The sequence below is a fragment of the Pseudomonas cremoricolorata DSM 17059 = NBRC 16634 genome (genome assembly GCF_000425745.1).
Lineage (GTDB): Bacteria > Pseudomonadota > Gammaproteobacteria > Pseudomonadales > Pseudomonadaceae > Aquipseudomonas > Aquipseudomonas cremoricolorata.
Map to the genome: position 1 here is coordinate 32251 of NZ_AUEA01000002.1, position 19508 is coordinate 51758.

14 protein-coding genes and 1 riboswitch are annotated in these 19508 nt (G+C 65.4%); of the genes, 5 read left to right on the forward strand and 9 right to left on the reverse strand.

Annotated elements, in window-relative coordinates:
* The first annotated feature begins 12 nt into the window (after positions 1-12).
* On the forward strand, positions 13-2922 hold the full coding sequence (locus H618_RS0102680) for a PAS domain-containing hybrid sensor histidine kinase/response regulator (protein ID WP_028693595.1): 2910 nt from the start codon (positions 13-15) through the stop codon (positions 2920-2922).
* A gap of 13 nt (positions 2923-2935) precedes the next feature.
* Here the strand turns inward: H618_RS0102680 and H618_RS0102685 are convergent, their stop codons facing one another.
* Positions 2936-4150, reverse strand: coding sequence for an acyl-CoA dehydrogenase (locus H618_RS0102685; protein WP_028693596.1), 1215 nt, complete (start codon positions 4148-4150; stop codon positions 2936-2938).
* Between the two features lie 142 nt (positions 4151-4292).
* Between H618_RS0102685 and H618_RS0102690 the strand changes: the two genes are divergently transcribed.
* Positions 4293-5210, forward strand: coding sequence for a LysR family transcriptional regulator (locus H618_RS0102690; protein WP_028693597.1), 918 nt, complete (start codon positions 4293-4295; stop codon positions 5208-5210).
* A 49-nt stretch (positions 5211-5259) separates the two neighbouring features.
* On the opposite strand, the gene pssA is transcribed toward H618_RS0102690, so the two are convergent.
* From pssA to tam, 6 genes are all read right to left on the reverse strand, one after another.
* Positions 5260-6585, reverse strand: coding sequence for a CDP-diacylglycerol--serine O-phosphatidyltransferase (gene pssA, locus H618_RS0102695; protein WP_033727425.1), 1326 nt, complete (start codon positions 6583-6585; stop codon positions 5260-5262).
* Positions 6586-6698: 113 nt separating this feature from the next.
* Positions 6699-8960, reverse strand: coding sequence for a catalase/peroxidase HPI (gene katG, locus H618_RS0102700; protein ID WP_028693599.1), 2262 nt, complete (start codon positions 8958-8960; stop codon positions 6699-6701).
* A 213-nt stretch (positions 8961-9173) separates the two neighbouring features.
* Positions 9174-10583 (reverse strand): DOPA decarboxylase, encoded by a 1410-nt coding sequence (locus H618_RS0102705; RefSeq protein WP_028693600.1) that lies wholly within the window; start codon positions 10581-10583, stop codon positions 9174-9176.
* A gap of 108 nt (positions 10584-10691) precedes the next feature.
* The gene (locus H618_RS0102710; protein WP_028693601.1) at positions 10692-11636 is read right to left on the reverse strand and encodes a LysR family transcriptional regulator; all 945 of its coding nucleotides are present in this window, start codon (positions 11634-11636) and stop codon (positions 10692-10694) included.
* 48 nt (positions 11637-11684) lie between these two features.
* Positions 11685-12395 carry a YebC/PmpR family DNA-binding transcriptional regulator gene (locus H618_RS0102715; RefSeq protein ID WP_028693602.1) on the reverse strand — a complete coding sequence of 237 codons (711 nt, stop codon included), beginning with the start codon at positions 12393-12395 and terminating at the stop codon, positions 11685-11687.
* A 111-nt stretch (positions 12396-12506) separates the two neighbouring features.
* On the reverse strand, positions 12507-13283 hold the full coding sequence (gene tam / locus H618_RS0102720) for a trans-aconitate 2-methyltransferase (RefSeq protein WP_028693603.1): 777 nt from the start codon (positions 13281-13283) through the stop codon (positions 12507-12509).
* Between the two features lie 133 nt (positions 13284-13416).
* Positions 13417-13580: riboswitch (yybP-ykoY riboswitch) on the forward strand.
* A gap of 7 nt (positions 13581-13587) precedes the next feature.
* On the opposite strand from tam, the gene mntP reads away from it, so the two are divergent.
* The 3 genes from mntP (at position 13588) to H618_RS0102735 (ending at position 16522) form a co-directional block, all read left to right on the forward strand.
* A complete protein-coding gene (gene mntP / locus H618_RS0102725; RefSeq protein ID WP_028693604.1) occupies positions 13588-14154 on the forward strand; it encodes a manganese efflux pump MntP in 567 nt (188 codons plus the stop codon).
* A 147-nt stretch (positions 14155-14301) separates the two neighbouring features.
* Positions 14302-15675 carry a nucleotide 5'-monophosphate nucleosidase PpnN gene (ppnN, locus tag H618_RS0102730; protein WP_028693605.1) on the forward strand — a complete coding sequence of 458 codons (1374 nt, stop codon included), beginning with the start codon at positions 14302-14304 and terminating at the stop codon, positions 15673-15675.
* 196 nt (positions 15676-15871) lie between these two features.
* Positions 15872-16522 (forward strand): TIGR04211 family SH3 domain-containing protein, encoded by a 651-nt coding sequence (locus H618_RS0102735; protein ID WP_028693606.1) that lies wholly within the window; start codon positions 15872-15874, stop codon positions 16520-16522.
* 73 nt (positions 16523-16595) lie between these two features.
* Here H618_RS0102735 and H618_RS0102740 read toward each other — a convergent pair whose 3' ends face one another.
* Positions 16596-17219: an SMI1/KNR4 family protein gene (locus H618_RS0102740; RefSeq protein ID WP_028693607.1), complete on the reverse strand. Its 624-nt coding sequence runs from the start codon at positions 17217-17219 to the stop codon at positions 16596-16598.
* A 147-nt stretch (positions 17220-17366) separates the two neighbouring features.
* A complete protein-coding gene (locus H618_RS0102745) occupies positions 17367-19421 on the reverse strand; it encodes a TonB-dependent receptor (RefSeq protein ID WP_028693608.1) in 2055 nt (684 codons plus the stop codon).
* Positions 19422-19508: the final 87 nt, after the last annotated feature.

Consider the following 19508-nt stretch of genomic DNA (forward strand, 5'->3'; position numbering starts at 1 on the left):
CACGCGGAAATCCTGCGTTTACGCGCGCTGCTCGATGCCGCTGGCCTCGACCCCGACCAGCCAGCCGAGCCACATTGTGACGTCCAGCGTGCAGCGGCCAGCGCCGAGCATGCGCGCCGCGCGCGCAATGCCGCGCGACAGTGGGCCGCGTTCGAGAGCGCAGTGGATTTCGCCATTGTGCTGACCGATCAGCACGGGGTGATCACCGACTGGAACTCCGGCGCGGTGCATGTCATGGGCTGGAGCGCCGAACAGATGTGCGGGCACACCGCTGAGGCCTTTTTCACCCATGGCGACCGTGCCGACGGCCGGGTCGCCGAAGAAATGCGCCTGGCCCTGCGCGACGGTCGGGTGTCCGACGAGCGCTGGCATCTGCGCAAGGACGGCGGGCAGTTCTGGGCCTCGGGCGAGATGATGCCGCTGTACAGCGAAAGCGACGTCCACCTGGGTTTCATGAAGATTCTGCGCGACCGCACCCAGGAACACCTGGCCGGACGCGCCGTGGCCGAAGCGCAGGAGCGCCACCGTCTGGCGGCCAAGGCCACCAACGACGCCATCTGGGACTGGGACCTGCGCAGCAACTACGTGCTGTGGAACGATGCCCTGCACGAAGCCTATGGCCATCACCTCGAACCCAATCAGATGCTCCACCAATGGTGGGTATCGCACATTCATGTCGACGACCGCGCGCGCATCCATGCCTCGCTGCGGGCGGTGATCGACGGCACCGAAACCGCTTGGAGCGATGGCTACCGCTTCGAGCGCGCCGACGGCTCGTATGCCGAAGTGCTCGACCGCGGCCACGTCAGCCGCGACGCCGAGGGCAATGCGGTGCGCATGATCGGCGCCATGCTCGACCTGACCCGCATGCGCTCGGCCGAAGCTGCGCTGCGCAAGAGCGAAGAACGCTTTCGCACCATGCTGGAGATCATCGAAACGGCGTTCGCCATCGTCGAGGTCAAGTTCGACGCCCAGGACCAGCCGGTCGACTACCGCTTCCTTGAGGTCAACCCGGCGTTCGAGCGCCAGGCCGGGGTCAACCTGCAGGGCAAATGGGTCACCGAATACGCGCCTGACCTCGAGCCGTTCTGGTTCCAGGTTTATGGACACGTGGCCAGGACGGGCGAGTCGACCCACTTCGAAAACTACGCCGAAGCCTTCGAGCGCTGGTTCGATGTGCGCGCGGTGCGCGTCGGTGAGCCGGAAAAGCGCCAGATCGGCATCTTCTTCAACGATGTCACCGAACGCCGTACGGCCCAGGAACGGCTGCGCGTCAGTGAGCAGCTGGCGCGGGAAAACGTCGAGCGCGTGCAACTGGCCCTGGCTGCCGGGGCGATCATCGGCACTTGGCACTGGGATCTGGTGCACGACCGTTTCACCGTCGATGAAGCCTTCGCCCTGGCCTTCGGCCTCGACCCGTCGCTGGGGCGTGTGGGCCTGAGCCTGGAACAGGTGGTCGCCACCGTGCACCCGGAAGACCGCGCCGGGCTGATCGCCGCCATCGATGAAGCGTGCAAGCGCGGCGGCGCCTATGCCCACCAGTACCGCGTGCGCCGCGCCGATGGCCGCTACTACTGGATTGAGGCCAATGGCCGGGTCGATCACGCCGCCGACGGCACGCCGCTGGATTTTCCCGGCGTGCTGATCGATGTCGAGGAACGCCGCGCCGTGCGCGAACAGCGCGACGACGCCCTCAAGGCGCTGCGCCACCTCACCGAGACCCTCGAACAGCGGGTCGCCGAACGCACCCTGGAGCTGATGCAGTCGGAAGAAAAACTGCGTCAGTCGCAGAAGATGGAAGCGGTCGGCCAGCTTACCGGCGGCCTGGCCCATGACTTCAACAACCTGCTGGCCGGTATCTCAGGCGCGCTCGAGCTGATGAACCTGCGCATCGGCCAGGGCCGGGTGCAGGACATCGACAAGTACATGACCGCCGCGCAAGGCGCCGCCAAGCGCGCTGCGGGCCTGACCCACCGCCTGCTGGCGTTCTCGCGCAGGCAGACCCTCGACCCGCAACCGATCGACGTCAACCGCCTGGTAGAAGGCCTGAGCGATCTGATCCAGCGCACCGTCGGCCCGAGCATCGTCATCGAGACCGTGAGTGTCAGCGGCAGCTGGCCGGCCCGGGCCGATGCCAGTCAGCTGGAAAATGCCCTGCTCAACCTGTGCATCAACGCCCGCGACGCCATGCCCGCGGGCGGGCGCATCATCATCGAGACCGCCAACCGCTGGATCGACGCCGATGCGGCGCGGGCGCTGGACATTCCGGCCGGGCAGTACCTGTCGCTGAGCGTCAGCGACACCGGCATGGGCATGAGCCCTGAGGTGCTGGCCAAGGCCTTCGACCCGTTCTTCACCACCAAACCGATCGGCCAAGGCACCGGCCTTGGTCTGTCGATGATCTATGGCTTTGCCAAGCAGTCCGGCGGTCAGGCGCGGATCCACTCGAAGCTGGACGAAGGCACCACGGTGTCGATCTACCTGCCACGCTCGGAGGACGACAGCGTCGAGCCGCGCATCGAGCCGAGCGCCAGCACCGACCTGCACATCCAGGCCGGCAAGACCGTGCTGGTGGTCGACGACGAGCCGACCGTGCGCATGTTGCTGAACGATGTACTGAGCGAACTTGGCTACACCATCATCGACGCTGCCGACAGCGTCGCCGGCCTGGCGGTATTGCGTTCGGACACCGCCATCGAGTTGCTGATCACCGATGTCGGCCTGCCCGGCGGCCTCAATGGCCGGCAGTTGGCCGATGCCGGGCGCGCCCTGCGCCCGGAGCTGAAAACCTTGTTCATCACCGGCTACGCGGAAAGCGCCGCCATCGGCAGCGGGCAGCTGGAACCGGGCATGCTGATCCTGACCAAGCCCTTCGCGGTCGATGCGCTGGTGGCCAAGGTGCGCGAGCTGATCGTGCTGTGAGCCGCAGCGAGCCTCAGGCGCGTGGCGGCAGGTAGCGGCCCAGTTCGTACTTGCCCACCGCTGCCCGGTGTACTTCGTCCGGGCCGTCGGCCAGGCGCAGAGTGCGCTGCATGGCGTACATGTAAGCCAGCGGGCAGTCATCGCTGACGCCAGCGCCGCCATGCAACTGAATGGCGTGGTCGATCACCTGCAGCGCAACGTTGGGCGCCACCACCTTGATCTGGGCGATCTCGCTGCGCGCCACCTTGTTGCCGACCGTGTCCATCATGTACGCAGCCTTGAGGGTCAGCAGCCGGGCCATGTCGATCTGCATGCGCGAGTCGGCGATGCGGTCGAGGTTGCCGCCCAGGTATGCCAGCGGTTTGCCGAACGCTACCCGCTCGCTGGCGCGCCGGCACATGTGTTCGAGCGCCCGCTCAGCCATGCCCAGCGAACGCATGCAGTGATGGATGCGCCCCGGCCCCAGACGCCCCTGGGCGATCTCGAAGCCGCGACCCTCGCCAAGAATCACGTTCTCGTAGGGCACCCGCACATTCTCGAACAGCACCTCGGCATGGCCATGGGGCGCATCGTCGTAGCCGAACACCGTCAGCGGCCGAATGATCTTCACCCCCGGCGTGTCGGTTGGCACCAGGATCATCGAATGCTGCTGATGGCGTGCACCGTCAGGGTTGCTCAGACCCATGAAGATCAGCACTTTGCAGCGCGGGTCACAGGCGCCTGAGGTCCACCACTTGCGCCCGTCGATCACCCATTGATCGCCTTCGCGGCGCGCGCTGGCGCGCATGTTGGTGGCATCGGAGGACGCCACGTCAGGCTCGGTCATGGCGAAGGCCGAACGGATCTCGCCGCGCAGCAGCGGCTCGAGCCAGCGGCGTTTCTGTTCGTCGCTGCCATAGCGCACCAGCACTTCCATGTTGCCGGTGTCGGGCGCCGAGCAGTTGAACGGCTCCGGGCCGAGCAGCGAGCGGCCCATGATTTCCGCTAGCGGCGCGTACTCCAGGTTGCTCAGGCCTGCGCCGTACTCGGATTCGGGCAGAAACAGGTTCCATAACCCTTCGGTTTGGGCCTGGCGCTTGAGCACCTCGACGATCTCGGTGGGCTGCCAGCGATCGCCCTCGGCAACCTGACGGGCGAACAGCGCCTCCGCGGGATATACATAGGCATCCATGAACGCGCTGACGCGCTCACAAAGGGCCTGGACCTTGGGCGTGTAGGAGAAATCCATGGGTGGCGTCCTGGGGGCGATGAGCACGAATGGGCGCGAGCGTAGGTCAGTGCAGCGGCATCCATCCAGCCTATTTTCAACGTGTATTAACATTCATAAGCGCTATATGATCGAGCGCATTGCCTGCCATCGAGCCACGCGCATGAACCTCAGCAAGGTCGACCTCAATCTGTTCATCGTTTTCGACGCCATCTACACCGAAGCCAACCTGACCCGCGCCGGGCAGATCGTCGGCATTACCCAGCCGGCGGTGTCCAATGCCCTGTCGCGGTTGCGCGACACCTTCAACGATCCACTCTTCGTGCGCACTGCCCACGGCATGGTGCCCACGCCCATGGCGCAGAACATCATCGGCCCGGTGCGCAGCGCACTGGCCCTGCTGCGCACCTCGGTGCAGGAAAGCCGCACCTTCACCCCGCTGGAGGCGAACAAGACCTTTCGCATCAGCATGACCGACCTGATCGAGGCCGTGATCCTGCCACCGCTGTTCCAGCGCCTGCGCCGGCTGGCGCCGGGGGTGGTGATCGAGAGTTTTCTGAGCAAGCGTCGCGAGACCACCAAGGAGCTGGCCGCCGGGCGCCTGGACTTCGCCGTGGATGCGCCGCTCAACACCGACCCGCAGGTACGCCACGTCAAGCTGCTGGAAGACCGCTTCGTCTGCGCCCTGCGCCAGGGCCACCCGCTGGCCGACAGCCGCCTGACCCTGGAAAGCTACCTGTCGATGGCGCACATCCATATTTCCAGCCGGCGCAATGGCCTGGGTTACGTCGACCTGGCGCTGGGCAAGATGGGCGTTCAGCGCAAGGTGGTATTGCGCTCGCAGCACTACCTGATGGCCTGCCAGGTGTTGCAGCAGTCCGACCTGGTGATGACCGTGCCGGAACGCTTCGCCCGCCGCCATCAGTTGCGCCACCTGCCCCTGCCGGTGGAGGTCACACCGCTGGAAACGCACCTGTACTGGCACGAAAGCACCGATCAGGACCCGGCCAATCGCTGGATGCGCGAGCAGATCATCGAGCTGTGCCAGCGGGTGGCGGCGCAGGATCAGGTGGAGTCCTGAGACGCCGAAACCCCTAGAGCCACATCGTTCGAGGGGCCTTTGACCGCCCCTACAGCACCCGCTTGATCAACGGCCCGAGCCGGGTATAGCGCAAACGGCGCAGGAAGGTGCGGACCTTTTTCGGGTGATCGCCCTTCTCGCCCAGTTCGGCCGGATGCTCGATCAGTTCGGTGTGCCGGCGAATGCCCTCCAGCTCGCGGTGCCGTGGCTCGAGCCAGGCGCCGTCGGGATCGTCGATCAGCAGGGCGTTTTCCAGGTCGAGGTTGAAGCCGCGAGGGTTGAAGTTGTTGCCGGTCAGCAGGCTGTAGCGCTGGTCGACCCACATGCCTTTAGCGTGGAAGGTGTGACCTGGGTCGTTCCACATACGCAGTTTCAGTTGCTTGCGGGCAATGGCCTTGGCCTGGCGGCGGACGAAAGCCCTGAGGTTGTCTTCATAGAGGTAAGGCAGCACGCCGCTGGCGCTGAAGGGTTGGTCGGGGGCGATGTAGAAGTCATTGGCGGTGCGGTGGCCGACGATCAGCTCGACCTGTACCCCGCGCGCCAGCGCCAGGCGCACCTCGCGCAGGAGCATGCGCGGCAGGTTGAAATACGGCGTACACAGCACCAGCTCGCCACGCGCGGCGCGCACCAGCGTGCACAGGGTGTGGTTGAGCAGGTTGCCACGACCGATGCCCAGCAGCGGGATCACCCGCAGGCCGCTGAATACCGGGGCCGCAGGCGCGTACTGCTGACTGCGCAAGTGGCCACGCAGACGGCGGATCTTGCCGCGCAGGCTGCGCGGGTCGGGCGCTTCGGGCACGTCCAGGCGCGGTGTCGCGTCACTGGCCAGAATGCGCTGCACCAGGGCCACCATGGCGTCGGCCAGCTCAGGGCTGTGCAGCAGGTGGTAGCGGTCGAGGCGATAGCGATCGAAGCGGTGCAGGTAGACGTTGTTCAGGCTGGCACCGGTGTACAGCACGCAATCATCGATGACGCTGCCCTTGAGGTGGAGCACGCCGAACAGCTCGCGGGTCTGCACCGGCACGCCGTGAATCACCACATCCAGGCCATGCAACTGGCGCTGCGCCTGGTACCAGGCGGCGTTGCCCGGCTGTTTGCCACCGCCGAGCAGGCCACGGCGGGCGCGGAACCAGTCGACCACCACGGTGATCTGCAACTCGGGCCGCGCAGCCTTGGCCCGGTACAGCGCATCGAGCACCTGTTGCCCGGCCTCGTCTTCTTGCAGGTACAGCGCCACCAGCACGATGCGCCGGGTCGCCGTGGCGATGCGTTGCAGCAGTGCTTCGCGGTAGCTGGCGGCATCGGCCAGCACCTCGAGCGCCTCGGCACTCACGGCAATGCCCGGCAGCTTGGCAAGGTCAGAATCAGCGGTCAAAGGTGACACCTCCAAAAGCACGGCAGCCGATGGGCTGCCGTGGAGTGAGTTGCAGAGGTGCAGTGTAGAGGGTTGCGTGCTGCACACCCAAGCGCTGGTGCGGCTGACCGCCGTTAGCGCAGGTCGAAGCGATCGAGCTCCATGACCTTCTCCCAAGCCGCGACGAAGTCCTCGATGAAGCGTTCGTTGCCATCACTGCTGCCGTACACCTCCGCCAACGCGCGCAACTGCGCGTGGGAGCCAAACACAAGATCGACCCGGCTGGCGCTCCAGCGCAGTTGGCCGCTGCTGCGGTCGCGGCCTTCGAAGGCTTCGTTGTCGCCGTTGACCGGGGTCCATACCACGCCCATGTCGAGCAGGTTGCGGAAGAAGTCGTTGCTCAGCACCCCGACGCGGTCGGTGAACACGCCCTGCTGGTTATCGCCATGGTTGGCGCCCAGCACACGCAGGCCGCCGACCAGCACGGTCAATTCCGGCGCGGTGAGGGTCAGCAGTTGCGCGCGGTCGAGCAGCAGTTTTTCCGCGGCGACGCTGTAGCGCGCCTTGCTGAAGTTGCGCAGGCCGTCGTGCAGCGGTTCGAGCACGGCGAACGACTCGACATCGGTCTGCGCCTGGCTGGCATCGCTGCGCCCGCCGTGGAACGCCACGCTGACCGAGTGACCGCCGTCCTTGGCCGCTTGCTCGACCGCCGCGCAACCACCCAGCACGATCAGATCGGCCATCGACAGTTGCTTGCCGCCGGCGTTGAACTGGCTGCGAATCTGCTCCAACTGCGCCAGCACCTGCCGCAACTGCTGCGGCTCGTTGGCCGCCCAGTCCACCTGCGGCGCAAGGCGCACACGGGCGCCGTTGGCACCGCCGCGTTTGTCCGAACCGCGGAAGGTCGAGGCCGAGGCCCAGGCGGTGCGCACCAACTGCGGCACCGTCAGCCCCGAGGCGAGCAGTTGGCCTTTGAGCTGTGCGATGTCTTCGGCCGACAGGGCGGCGCCCGGCGCGGGCAGCGGGTCTTGCCAGAGCAGCTCTTCGTGCGGCAATTCCGGGCCGAGGTAGCGCGACAGCGGCCCCATGTCACGGTGGATCAGCTTGAACCAGGCGCGGGCGAAAGCATCGGCCAGTTGCTCGGGATGCTCCTTGAAGCGCCGGGCGATGGGTTCGTAGATCGGGTCGAAGCGCAGCGCCAGGTCGGAGGTGAGCATCGACGGTGCGTGGCGCTTGCCGGCATCGAAGGCATCGGGAATTTGCCCGGCGCCCTGCCCTGCGGTCGGTCGCCACTGGTGCGCGCCGGCGGGACTCTTGGTCAGTTCCCAGTCGAAGTTGAATAGGTTTTCCAGGTACTCGTTGCTCCAGCGCGTGGGGGTCGAGGTCCAGGTCACTTCCAGGCCGCTGGTGATCGCATCTGGGCCAACCCCGCTGCCATGCCGGTTGTGCCAGCCCAGGCCCTGAGCTTCGAGGCCGGCCGCTTCCGGCTCGGCGCCGACGTTGTCAGCGGGGGCGGCACCGTGGGTCTTGCCGAAGGCGTGACCCCCGGCGATCAGTGCCACGGTTTCTTCATCGTTCATGGCCATACGGGCGAAGGTTTCGCGAATGTCACGGCCTGAGGCGACCGGGTCGGGGTGGCCCTCGGGGCCTTCGGGGTTAACGTAGATCAGGCCCATCTGCACCGCCGCCAGCGGGTTTTCAAGATTGCGTTCACCGCCCAGATCGCGGCTTTGTTCTTCAGCGTGTTTCTCAGGCTCGGCCACCAGGTCGCCCTGGCCGGGTTCCTGAGCCTTGGTCTGCGCCTTGCCGTAGCGGGTATCGCCGCCCAGCCAGACCTTTTCCGAACCCCAGTACACGTCCTGGTCCGGCTCCCACACATCGGCACGCCCGCCGGAATAGCCAAAGGTCTTGAAGCCCATCGACTCCAGCGCCACGTTGCCGGTCAGCACGATCAGGTCGGCCCAGGAGATGCGCTGGCCATACTTCTGCTTGATCGGCCACAACAGGCGCCGGGCCTTGTCCAGGCTGACGTTGTCCGGCCAGCTGTTGAGCGGCGCGTAACGCTGCTGGCCCGAGCCTGCACCGCCACGGCCATCGGCGATGCGGTAGGTGCCGGCGCTGTGCCAGGCCATGCGCACGAACAACGGCCCGTAGTGACCGAAGTCGGCCGGCCACCAGTCCTGGGAATCGGTCATCAGCGCGTGGAGGTCTTGCTTGAGCGCCTGGAAGTCGAGCTGGCGAAAGGCACTGGGGTAGTCGAACTCCTCACCCAGCGGGTCGGACTTGTTCGAATGCTGGTGGAGGATGCTCAGGTTGAGCTGGTCAGGCCACCAGTCGCGGTTGCTGGTGCCGCTGCCTGCGGTTTGATGGAACGGGCACTTCGATTCGCTAGACATCTCTCTCTCCCATTGGCTCGGGTCTGGTTGGATTCCGGTCTGCGCCAGTTGCCAGGGTGGCTGCACGCACGGTGCCAGCCTCCCCCTTCATCGATGCGGTCGCTGCACGGCCGCGGCTGCCGGATAACAGACCCGGCAGCCCTTGGAAGAGCGTAGCCGAGGCTCATTGCAGGTCTAATAGAGCGAGTGTTGAGCGGCGATAGCCTGGCTCTGTCAGCGCACCACCGCCTGCAGGGCCGCCCACAGCTGCGCGACATGCTCACGCTCGGTGGGCAACGCGCCGATGGACACCCGAACCATCCACTGGCCCTGCAACTGCGCCGGGGTGACATAGGCCTGGCCACTGTCGTTGAGGCGCTGCGCCCAGTTGCGCGTGTGCTGATCCAGCGCCGCGCCTTCGACGCCAGGCGGGCAATGGCGCAGGCACAGGGTCTGCAAGTGCACCGGGGCCAGCAGTTGCCAGTCGGGGCTAGCCGCGACCTGCTCCGCCAGCCAGCGGGCGTTGTCGAGGTCGCGGCGCAAACGTTGCTGCAGCGCCTCGACGCCTTCGCTGCGCAGCAGGAACCACAGCTTCAGGGCGCGGAAACGCCGGCCCAGGGGAATGCCCCAGTCACGCAGGTTCTTCACCTCGGCGTCGACCGACGATTGCAGGTAGCTGGGGTTGGTGCTCATCACCCGAATCAGGTGCTGCGGATCGCGCACGTAGTACAGCGAGCAGTCGAAAGCTACGCCCAGCCACTTGTGCGCATTGACCACCAGCGAGTCGGCCAGCTCGATGCCCTCCCACATCCAGCGGCATTCAGGCAGGATCATCGCCGAGCCGGCCATCGCCGCATCGACATGCAGCCACAGGCCATGGGCCTGGGCGATCTGCCCCACGGCGGCGAGCGGGTCGAGCGCAGTGGTGGCGGTGGTACCGCAGGTAGCGACGATGGCGCACGGCTGGTTGCCTCGGGCGAGGTCGTCGGCGATTGCCGCCTGCAAGGCCTCGGGACGCATGGCGAAGTGTTCGTCGGTGGCGATCAGGCGAATGTTGTCGCGACCAAAACCTGCCAGCAGCGCGGCCTTGTCCACCGAGCTGTGGGCGTGGGCGCTGGCATAGACGATCAGCGGCGCCGCCTGGGCTTGCAGGCCGCCGTGCGCCAGGGCGTAGCCGCTGGCCCGTTCACGGGCGCAGATCAGCGCCACCAGGGTGCTGGTCGAGGCGGTGTCCTGAATCACCCCGCTCCACTGGCTCGACAGGCCGAACAGTTGGCGCAGCCAGTCGAGGGTGGTTTCTTCCAGCTCGCTAAGGGCCGGGCTGGATTGCCACGACAGGCCGAGCACACCCAGACCGGTGCTGAGCATGTCGCCCAGCACCGAGGGCAGACTGGCGTTGGAGGGGAAGTAGCCATAGAACTGCGGGTGCTGCCAGTGCGACAGACCCGGCATCAGCAAGCGCTCGACATCACCGAGCAAACTGGCGAACGCCTCGCCCTGCTGCGGCGCGGCGCTGGGCAGTGCGGCTTTCAGGTAGCCGGGCGCGACCTGAGCCATGACCGGACGCTGCTCTACGTTCTGGCGGTAGTCGGCGATCAGGTCGATCAGTTGGTGGCCATGGCGGCGAAACTCTTCGGGGGTCATTGGCGGTCCTCCACAGGCTGGCCCGTGGCGGAGGACGCCAGCGGGGGAGCGAGGCCGGCAGTGTAGGCTGGGCGCGCGGCGGGAAGAACCGCGCCGGGCGCATAGCTGCTATGTCGAAAGCGGCGAGCCGCCCTGGACACTGAACTGCGATTGCTGCCACAGGCTGAACACCCGCTCGCGCAGCCAACAGTGCTCGGCTGAACCATGCAAACGTTGATGCCAAACCACCCAATAGCGCTGGCTGTGGCGAACGAAGCCCAGGCCACGCCAGACCAGCGGATGGCGCTGACACAGCTGTTTGGCGATGTGCTCGGGCACCGTGACCAGCGCCTGGCTGCTGGCCACCACCTGCACCGCAGCGCTGAAGAACGGCACCTCCAGGCTGACCCTGCGTTGCAGGCCCTGGGCGCGCAGGTGCCGATCGACGAAGCTGTCCTTGTCACCGCCTGCGCAGATGCGCACGTGGCGGTAAGCCAGGTAATCGTCCTGGCTCAGCGCATCGACCGCCGCCAGTGGATGCTCGCGGTGCATCAGGCACACAGCGCGGTCTTCACCGAGCAGCCGGCCATGCAGGTTGGCGGGCGATTCGTCGAACAGGGTCGTGGCAAGGTCGACCTCGCCATTGGCCAACCACTGATACTGCCCGGCCTGCCAGCTGCGATAGACCAGCGACACCCCCGGGGCCTCCCGCTCCAGCGCGGCCACCAGCAGCGGCAGCATGTGCTCTGCCACGTAGTCGGAAGCCGCCAGGCAAAAGCGCCGCTCGCAGCGCGCCGGATCGAACGCCGCAGGTTGAGGCAAGGCCTGCAGCGCCAGCAGCACCTCCTGCAACGGCTGCAACAACTGCTCGGCGGTTTCGCTCAGGCCATAGCCGCGCCCCTGGCGCACCAGCAACGGGTCGGCGAAGGCCTGGCGCAGGTGGGTCAGTTGTCTGCTGAGTGCCGACTGGCTGCAGCCCAGGCGCTGCGCCGCGTGGCTGAGGTTCTTCAGCTGCAGCAGGCATTCCAGGGTACGCAGGTGAGTCAGGCTGAGGGAGGCGAAGGCGGCGTTCATGGGCGCGGGCCGGCAGCCGGGAACGCCTTGCGCTCCCGGCCGGGAGGATCAGTCGGTCAGGCCGACATAGACGTTCTGCACGTCGTCGTGGTGATCGATGGCTTCGAGGAAGGCTTCCACCTCGGCCAGTGCATCGGCGCTCAGGCTGGCAGCGCTGACCGGATTCTTCGGCGTGTAGCCGATCTTCGCCGAGGTCACGGTGAAGCCGAATTCCGGCAGGGCCTTCTGTACCGCGCCCAGGTCGCTGGTTTCGGTGATGAACAGGGTCGAACCTTCTTCCTCGCCCTCTTCGAAGTCCTGCGCACCGGCTTCGATGGCGGCCAGTTCCGGGTCGGCATCGCCCTCAGGCAGCGCTTCGATCAGACCGACGTGGTTGAAGTCCCAGGCCACCGAGCCGCTGGCGCCGAGCTGGCCCTTGCGGAAGGCCACGCGGATTTCAGCCACGGTGCGGTTGACGTTGTCGGTCAGGCACTCGACGATCAGTGGCACCTGGTGCGGGGCGAAGCCCTCGTAGCTGACCGCGGTGTACTGCACGGCATCGCCATCCAGGCCTGCGCCCTTGCGGATCGCGCGCTCCAGCGTCTCGCGGGTCATCGAGGCCTTTTTCGCCTGATCGATGGCCAGGCGCAGGCGCGGGTTCATGTCCGGGTCAGCGCCAGACTTGGCCGCGATCTGAATCTCCTTGGCCAACTTGCCCATGACCTTGCCTTTGGCATTCGCCGCGGCTTCTCTGTGTTTGGCTTTCCACTGTGCGCCCATGTCGACTCTCTATGTTTCAGTGGCCGGTTCTGGAAGCGACCGGCCAAGTGCGGTGCAGTTTATACGCCCTCATCGAAGGTTCGACAACCGACCCGCCGCGCCCGCAGGGCTTCAGCGGGTCGCCACCACGAACAGCCGCGGGAAAGCCAGCAGCACCTTACCGTCACCTGCGAGCGGATAGTCGGCGGTAATCGCGGCCAGGTACTGCGCCTCGAACGCCTGCTGATCAGCATCATTCAGGCGCGCCAGGTACGGGCGCAGCGCCGAGCCCTTGAACCACTCAAGCACCGCCTGTGCACCGCCTTCGAGGGGGTGATGGTAGGTGGTGCGCCACACATCGACCCGTGTGCACAGAGGGTTCAGCAGGTCGTAGTAGAAGCCGGCAGAATGCCGCGCCGGCAGTTGCAGGTCGCCGAGCCTATCGGCCCAAGCCGGGCTCGCGGCCAGGGCCCGCAGATGACGGTGCGCCGGTTCATCGACGTTATCGGGGGTCTGCACCGCCAGGCTGCCGCCTTCACTGAGCTGCTCGAGCAAGTGCGGATACAGCGTGGCGTGATCGTCCAGCCACTGCAGCGAGGCGTTGGCGAGGATCAGGTCCTGGGCTTCGCGGGCGCGCCACTGAGCGATGTCGGCCTGCTCGATGCGCAGCCGAGGGATGCTCAGGCGCGGGCGTTGGCGGGCTTTGTCGAGCATGTCCGGGTCGCTGTCCAGGGCGGTGACCTGAGCGTGACTGCAGTGCTGCAGCAAGACCTCGGTGGAGTTGCCCGGGCCACAGCCAAGGTCGGTGGCCTGGCGCACCGGGCGCGGCGGCACGGCAGCCAGCAGGTCGCGCACCGGCCGGGTGCGCTGGTCTTCGAAGCGGGAATACTGGGTAGCGGACCAGGTCATGGCGCGGCTCCTTCTGAACGAAGGCGTCAGCATACGGCAGTGGCCAGGCAATGCCAGTCACCCCGTGAGCAAGCGAATGTTACAGGGGAAAAATTGCGTTCCGTTTCCGCTCGACGCTAGGCATAATGGCCGCCCTTGTTGGGGAGTAGCCTGCGCACGGCCATGCCGACGCGCGTTCATGTCAACATTCTCGGCGGCTGCCGTGGCGTGAACATCTCCGGATTGGCGAGACCAACGATGCATCCATGCCTAAGGTCGGGCGTGTGGTTGCGTCGTTGACTCATAGCCCGACCGGACAACCACCGTGAACCCGATATCCCTCATCTTCCTGGCTTTCGCCATGTCCACCGACGCCTTCGCCGCGGCCATCGGCAAGGGCGCCAGCCTGCACAAACCGCGTCTGAGCGAGGCCCTGCGCACCGGCCTGATCTTCGGCGTCATCGAAGCCATCACCCCGCTGATCGGCTGGGCCATCGGCCAGGCCGCCACCGACTACGTGCAGAACTGGGATCACTGGATCGCCTTCACCCTGTTGCTGCTGCTCGGCCTGCACATGATCTACAACGGCTTCAAGGACGACCACGAAGAGGCCGAGAAGCCCAACCAGCATGGTTTCCTGATTCTCGCCGTCACCGCCTTCGCCACCAGCATCGATGCCCTGGCCGTGGGCGTGGGCCTGGCGTTCGTCGACGTCAACATTCTGGTCGCGGCGCTGGCCATCGGCCTTGCCACCACCCTGATGGTGACCCTCGGCGTGATGCTCGGCCGCGCCCTGGGCACGGTGGTCGGCAAGCGTGCCGAAATCATCGGCGGTGTGGTGCTGATGCTGATCGGCGCGACCATTTTGTATGAGCACCTCTCGGTGCAGTGATGGCATGGCCGCGCAGTCCGCGCATGTCCAGTGCATGGCCTGCGGGACCGCGCGGCAACGCTTTTCATCTGCCCTCTCGTTGCCGCCCCGATTTGTCGGTATGGTGGCGACACAGAAGGATGTTTTACATGCACAGGAAAGACTTAGATGCCCCAACGCAAAGTCATCAACGCATCCGTCAGCCCCAAAGGCAGCCTCGAGACGCTGTCGCAACGCGAAGTTCAGCAACTGAGTGAAATGGGTACCGGTACCCTCTATACCCTGTTCCGCCAGTGCGCCCTGGCCATCCTCAATACTGGCGCCCATGTCGACAACGCCAAGACCATCCTCGAAGCCTACAAGGACTTCGAAGTGCGCATTCACCAGCAGGACCGCGGCGTGCGCCTGGAACTGCTGAACGCCCCGGCCGACGCCTTCGTCGACGGCGAAATGATCGCCAGCACCCGGGAAATGCTCTTCAGCGCCCTGCGCGACATCGTCTACACCGAAAGCGAGCTGAACAGCCAGCGCATCGACCTGGACAGCTCGCAAGGCCTCACCGATTACGTTTTCCACCTGCTGCGCAACGCCCGTACCCTGCGCCCCGGCGTCGAGCCGAAGATGGTGGTGTGCTGGGGCGGTCACTCGATCAGCAACGAGGAATACCAGTACACCAAGAAAGTCGGCCATGAACTGGGCCTGCGCAAGCTCGATATCTGCACCGGCTGCGGCCCGGGCGTGATGAAGGGGCCAATGAAAGGCGCCACCATCGCCCACGCCAAGCAGCGCATGCAGGGCAGCCGTTACCTGGGCCTGACCGAGCCGGGCATCATCGCCGCCGAGGCGCCGAACCCGATCGTCAACGAGCTGGTGATCCTGCCGGATATCGAAAAACGCCTAGAGGCCTTCGTGCGGGTCGGCCACGGCATCATCATCTTCCCGGGCGGCGCCGGTACGGCCGAGGAGTTCCTCTACCTGCTGGGCATCCTCATGCACCCGGACAACGCCTCGCTGCCGTTCCCGGTGGTGCTCACCGGCCCGCGCAGCGCCGAAGCGTTCCTCCAGCAGTTGCACGACTTCGTCGGCGCGACCCTGGGCGAAGATGCCCAGCGGCATTATCAGATCATCATCGACGACCCGGCCGAAGTGGCGCGGCAGATGGTCGAAGGGCTCAAGGCGGTCAAGCAGTTCCGCCGCGAGCGCAACGACGCCTTCCACTTCAACTGGCTGCTGAAAATCGACGAGGGCTTCCAGCACCCCTTCGATCCCACTCACGAAAACATGGCCAATCTGGCCCTGCGCCGCGAACTGCCCCCGCATCAGTTGGCCGCCAACCTGCGCCGAGCGTTCTCTGGCATCGTCGCCGGCAACGTCAAGGACAACGGCATCCGCCTGATCGAGAAACACGGCCCGTATCAGATCCGCGGCGACAATGCCGTGCTCGATCCGCTCGGGCGGCTGTTGCAGGCATTCGTCGATCAACACCGGATGAAACTGCCCGGCGGTGCGGCGTACGTGCCGTGCTATCAGGTCGTGACCTGAGGCCCTGGGTAGCGCGGTCCTGAGCCTGTCGAAAGGTCAGGGCCGCTGCCCGTTTCGCAACATCCCGCAGACATTTCCTACGCCAAGCGGTGAACCGACCGCGAAAAAAACAGTCTTTCGCTGACGATCGGAGCCCCCGGTCGGATCGCGGCCCTGCCCATGGGCCTTCATTTGTCCAGCTCCAGCGAAGATCGACATGCCTGATTCCCGCCCTGCCTTCTCCGCCCTTCCCGCCCTGCGCGGCGGCCTGTTCGCCGCCTTGGCCTTTCTCGCCGTGCCGGCCCATGCCGAGGAGCCGGCCAGCACCGCCCGCTGGGTCAGCGACAGCCTGACCACCTACGTACGCAGCGGCCCCACCGACGGTCACCGCATCGTCGGCAATCTCAAGTCCGGGCAGAAAGTCACCTTGCTCAACACCCAGGGCAACTACAGCCAGGTGCGCGGCGAAAGCGGTGATCAGGTGTGGATTCTGAGCAGCGACCTGCAAGCCGTGCCCGGCCAGAACGAACGCCTGCCGCAGCTCGACGCCGAGGTGGCGCAGTTGTCGGAGAAGCTCAAGACCATCGATGACAGCTGGAAGACCCGCGTGCAGGGCATGCAGGAGACCCTCGACTCGCGCAAGGCGCTGGTCGACGAACTGCAGACCCGCAACAGCGCCCTGAGCGAGCAGCTCGAACAGAGCCAGTCGCAGCTTCGCGACACCCAGGCCCGCCTGGGCGATGAGAACAAACAGGTGATGATGCGCTACATGGTCTACGGCGGTAGCATCGCCGGCGCCGGCCTGCTGGTCGGCCTGATCCTTCCGGCACTGACCCGCGGGCGCAAGCGCAACGACCGCTGGTTCTGAACGGCTGAACACGAACAGCGACCGGCCAATCGGCCTGGCCGCTGTTCATCGCTTCGTTCGTTGGCCCCGCTCGTCAGATCGGCGCCTGGGGAATACGCGCATTCCATAGCTCACGATATCGCTCACGCCAGCCTGGACTACAGTGGTCCAGCCACTCCAAGGTCGCGGCAATCGAGTCGGGGCTGACGAGAAAGCGCGTGATGTGATCCTCGATGCTCTCGGCAGACACGTGCAGCAAGTCCAGATAGCCGTTGAACGAGTCGGCCAGCACGACATATTCATCGCCTTGCTGACGGCGCCCGGTCCAGGCCGGCAGGCCCGCGACCATTGCCGCAACCTCCTGACGCCCGTCGCGCAGATCCAGCAGCAGCACACTTGCACCACCGTCACGGCCAATGGGCAGCAGGCCGGACGCGGGGAAATCTTCCACCGCGCGCAGTTGCTCCAGCTCGTAAGGATTGAAGTCGCAGCGTTCGTGCAGATCCAGACCATGCAGGGTGAAGCTGAGGTTTTCTGTATCGCCATTGGCCAGGGTGGCGACCACGTCGTATTCGAACGTGGCGCCGTTGCAGGCGCGCAGAAAAGCACGGTAATCCTCTGGCAGGCGCGCGCCCAGGCGGGTTTCGAGCGTTGCGATGGCCTCATCGCTTGGGGCTTGCTGCGCGTCTTCGAACAGGAGTCCACGGTATTGGGTCAATGGAGCCTCGGTGCGGTGGGCACTACGCCATTGTGCTGTGGCTCAGACCGCCGCAGTCAGCGGTGGTTCGGTGACCCGGTTCGACCACGATGGGCTGCGCTGCCGGCCCTTGCGAAGCCGCTGCGTGACCCATCGCGGACAGGCCGTTTACAGGTCGTAGCGTACGGCTACACCGAAGGTGCGCGGTGCGCCGACGTCGAGAATGGTGCCGCTGCGGTTGTTGGTGATGTAGTGCTCGTTGAAGGCGTTCTTGAGAAAGCCCGTCAGTGCGACGTTGCGGGTCAGCTTGTACTCGGCGTTGAAGTTGGCCAGCCAGTAGCTGTCGCTGCGCCGCTCACCGGTCACCTTGCCCGCGTCATCGAACTCATACTCCGAAGGCGCGGTGCTCTGGTACACCACATCGGTATTGAGCGTCAGACGCTCGTCCCAACGATAGGTAGCCCCCAACGAGGCCTTGTAGCGCGGCGAATAGAGGAAGTCCTGACCACTGCGGTCACGACCATCCTCGGCGAGAAATTCCTTGTATTTGCCCACGGTCACGGCAGCACCGGCATTGATGGTCAGTTGCTCACCGAAGTCTTTCTCGACGAAGACTTCCAGCCCCTTGATGTCACTGCGACCGGCATTGAACACGTTCAAGACTTCGTTTTGCGGATCGAGCACGCTGACCTGCTGGTCTTTCCAGTCGGTGTAATACAGGTTGGCGCGGGTACGCAGGGTCTGCTCCATGAAGCTGCCACGGTACGACAGCTCGTAGTTGGTGGTGTATTCCGGGTCATAGGCCTGGTGACCACTGCCGGCGCGCACGTTGACGCCACCACCACGATAGCCCTTCTGCACCATCACCCCGACGAACTGACCTTCGACCAGTTCATAGTCCAGGCCAAGCTTGGGCAGCACGGCGCTGAACGATTTGCTGACCTTGGCGGGGCTGGAGATATCGTCGACCGGGATGTCGGTGTCGTTGCTCTCGTGGTCGTAGCGCAGGCCGGTGATGAGCGTCCATTGCGGTGCGAAGGTCCAGTTCAGCTCGCCGAACAGCGCCTGGCTATCGATGGTGGTGTCGCCTTTGACGCTGGCAAGAAGGCTGTTGTTGTTGAGCAGACGGTCGTTGAACTCGTTGGTGCTACGCCCGTAGTAAATCCCGGCAAAGCCTTTGAGGGTGTCGGCGCTGTAGTTCAGGCGCAGCTCCTGGCTGAACAGGTCGCCTTCCTGGGTGCGCAAGACCACCTGGTTACGCATGGCCGACTGGTCGAAGTCCAGGCGCGCGTCGTAGTCGGAGCGGGTGTTGGCCGTGAGGCTTGTGATCGACCAGTTATCGTCCAGGCGGTAATCGAGCTTGGCGCTGAGCGTGTCCTGATCGAGCTTGTCGAAGGCGCGGGTGTTGGAGCTCATCTTGTAGAAGCGCACGCGGTCGTTCTCGCGCATCGCGGTGATGTCGCCCTTGCGGCTCTCGCCGTGGGCGTAGGTCAGCAGCACGTCGAGGTCTTCATTGGGCACGATCAGCAACTTGCCGCGCACGTTGCTGGTGCGGGTGGGGTTGGCGTCGTCGTTGCGGAAGGTGTTGTCGATGTAGCCATCGCCCTGCTGGTAATCCACGGCGATGCGGCCTGCGACCTTGTCGTCGATGATCGCGCCGCCTCCGGCCACTGCCGCACCGCGCTCGCCGTAGCTGCCGGTGTTGGCCATGGCCGAGAAGCTTGGATCGAAGGTCGGGTTGCGGGCCTGGATGACCACCGCGCCGGCCAGCGAGTTACGCCCCTGGGTGGTCGACTGCGGGCCGAGGAACACCTCGACCTGCTCGGTATCCCACAGCGGCATGGGGCTCAAGGTCAGGGAGCGGTTGGGCTGCACCGCGCCGTCGACGAACACCGACACCGCACCATTGAGGGTGGCCGGGCCCTGGTCATCGAAACCGGACACCGGCACGCCACGGATGCCCCAGTTTTCATTGCCCGCCTGGCTGAACACCCCCGGCGTGCGGGCAAACACATCGACCAGGCTGCTATCGGCCTTCTCGAGCAATTGCTGCTCGGTCACCACCACCACGCTGGATTGGGTTTCTTCCAGTGTGCGGCTGATCTTCTCACCGGTGACCGTGATGGGCGCCAACTCCATCGCCTGATCCGCCGCCCAACTGGAATGAGTCACGCAAACAGCCGAGCCCACCAGCCATGCAACTGCATTTTTCTTGAACACCAGGTGCCACTCCCCTACGACGGATTATTGATTTTTTTCTTCGTGTCGACCGCTGCGTCGGACGCAGCGGCGGGAGTCTATACGATGGCA

Bases quoted from the DNA above. Each gene is read 5' to 3' on its own strand.
- H618_RS0102710 (WP_028693601.1), bottom strand. From the start codon at position 11,636: ATGAACGCCGCCTTCGCCTCCCTCAGCCTGACTCACCTGCGTACCCTG.
- H618_RS0102690 (WP_028693597.1), top strand. From the start codon at position 4,293: ATGAACCTCAGCAAGGTCGACCTCAATCTGTTCATCGTTTTCGACGCC.
- tam (WP_028693603.1), bottom strand. From the start codon at position 13,283: ATGACCTGGTCCGCTACCCAGTATTCCCGCTTCGAAGACCAGCGCACC.
- ppnN (WP_028693605.1), top strand. From the start codon at position 14,302: ATGCCCCAACGCAAAGTCATCAACGCATCCGTCAGCCCCAAAGGCAGC.
- H618_RS0102735 (WP_028693606.1), top strand. From the start codon at position 15,872: ATGCCTGATTCCCGCCCTGCCTTCTCCGCCCTTCCCGCCCTGCGCGGC.
- H618_RS0102685 (WP_028693596.1), bottom strand. From the start codon at position 4,150: ATGGATTTCTCCTACACGCCCAAGGTCCAGGCCCTTTGTGAGCGCGTC.
- H618_RS0102705 (WP_028693600.1), bottom strand. From the start codon at position 10,583: ATGACCCCCGAAGAGTTTCGCCGCCATGGCCACCAACTGATCGACCTG.
- katG (WP_028693599.1), bottom strand. From the start codon at position 8,960: ATGTCTAGCGAATCGAAGTGCCCGTTCCATCAAACCGCAGGCAGCGGC.
- H618_RS0102715 (WP_028693602.1), bottom strand. From the start codon at position 12,395: ATGGGCGCACAGTGGAAAGCCAAACACAGAGAAGCCGCGGCGAATGCC.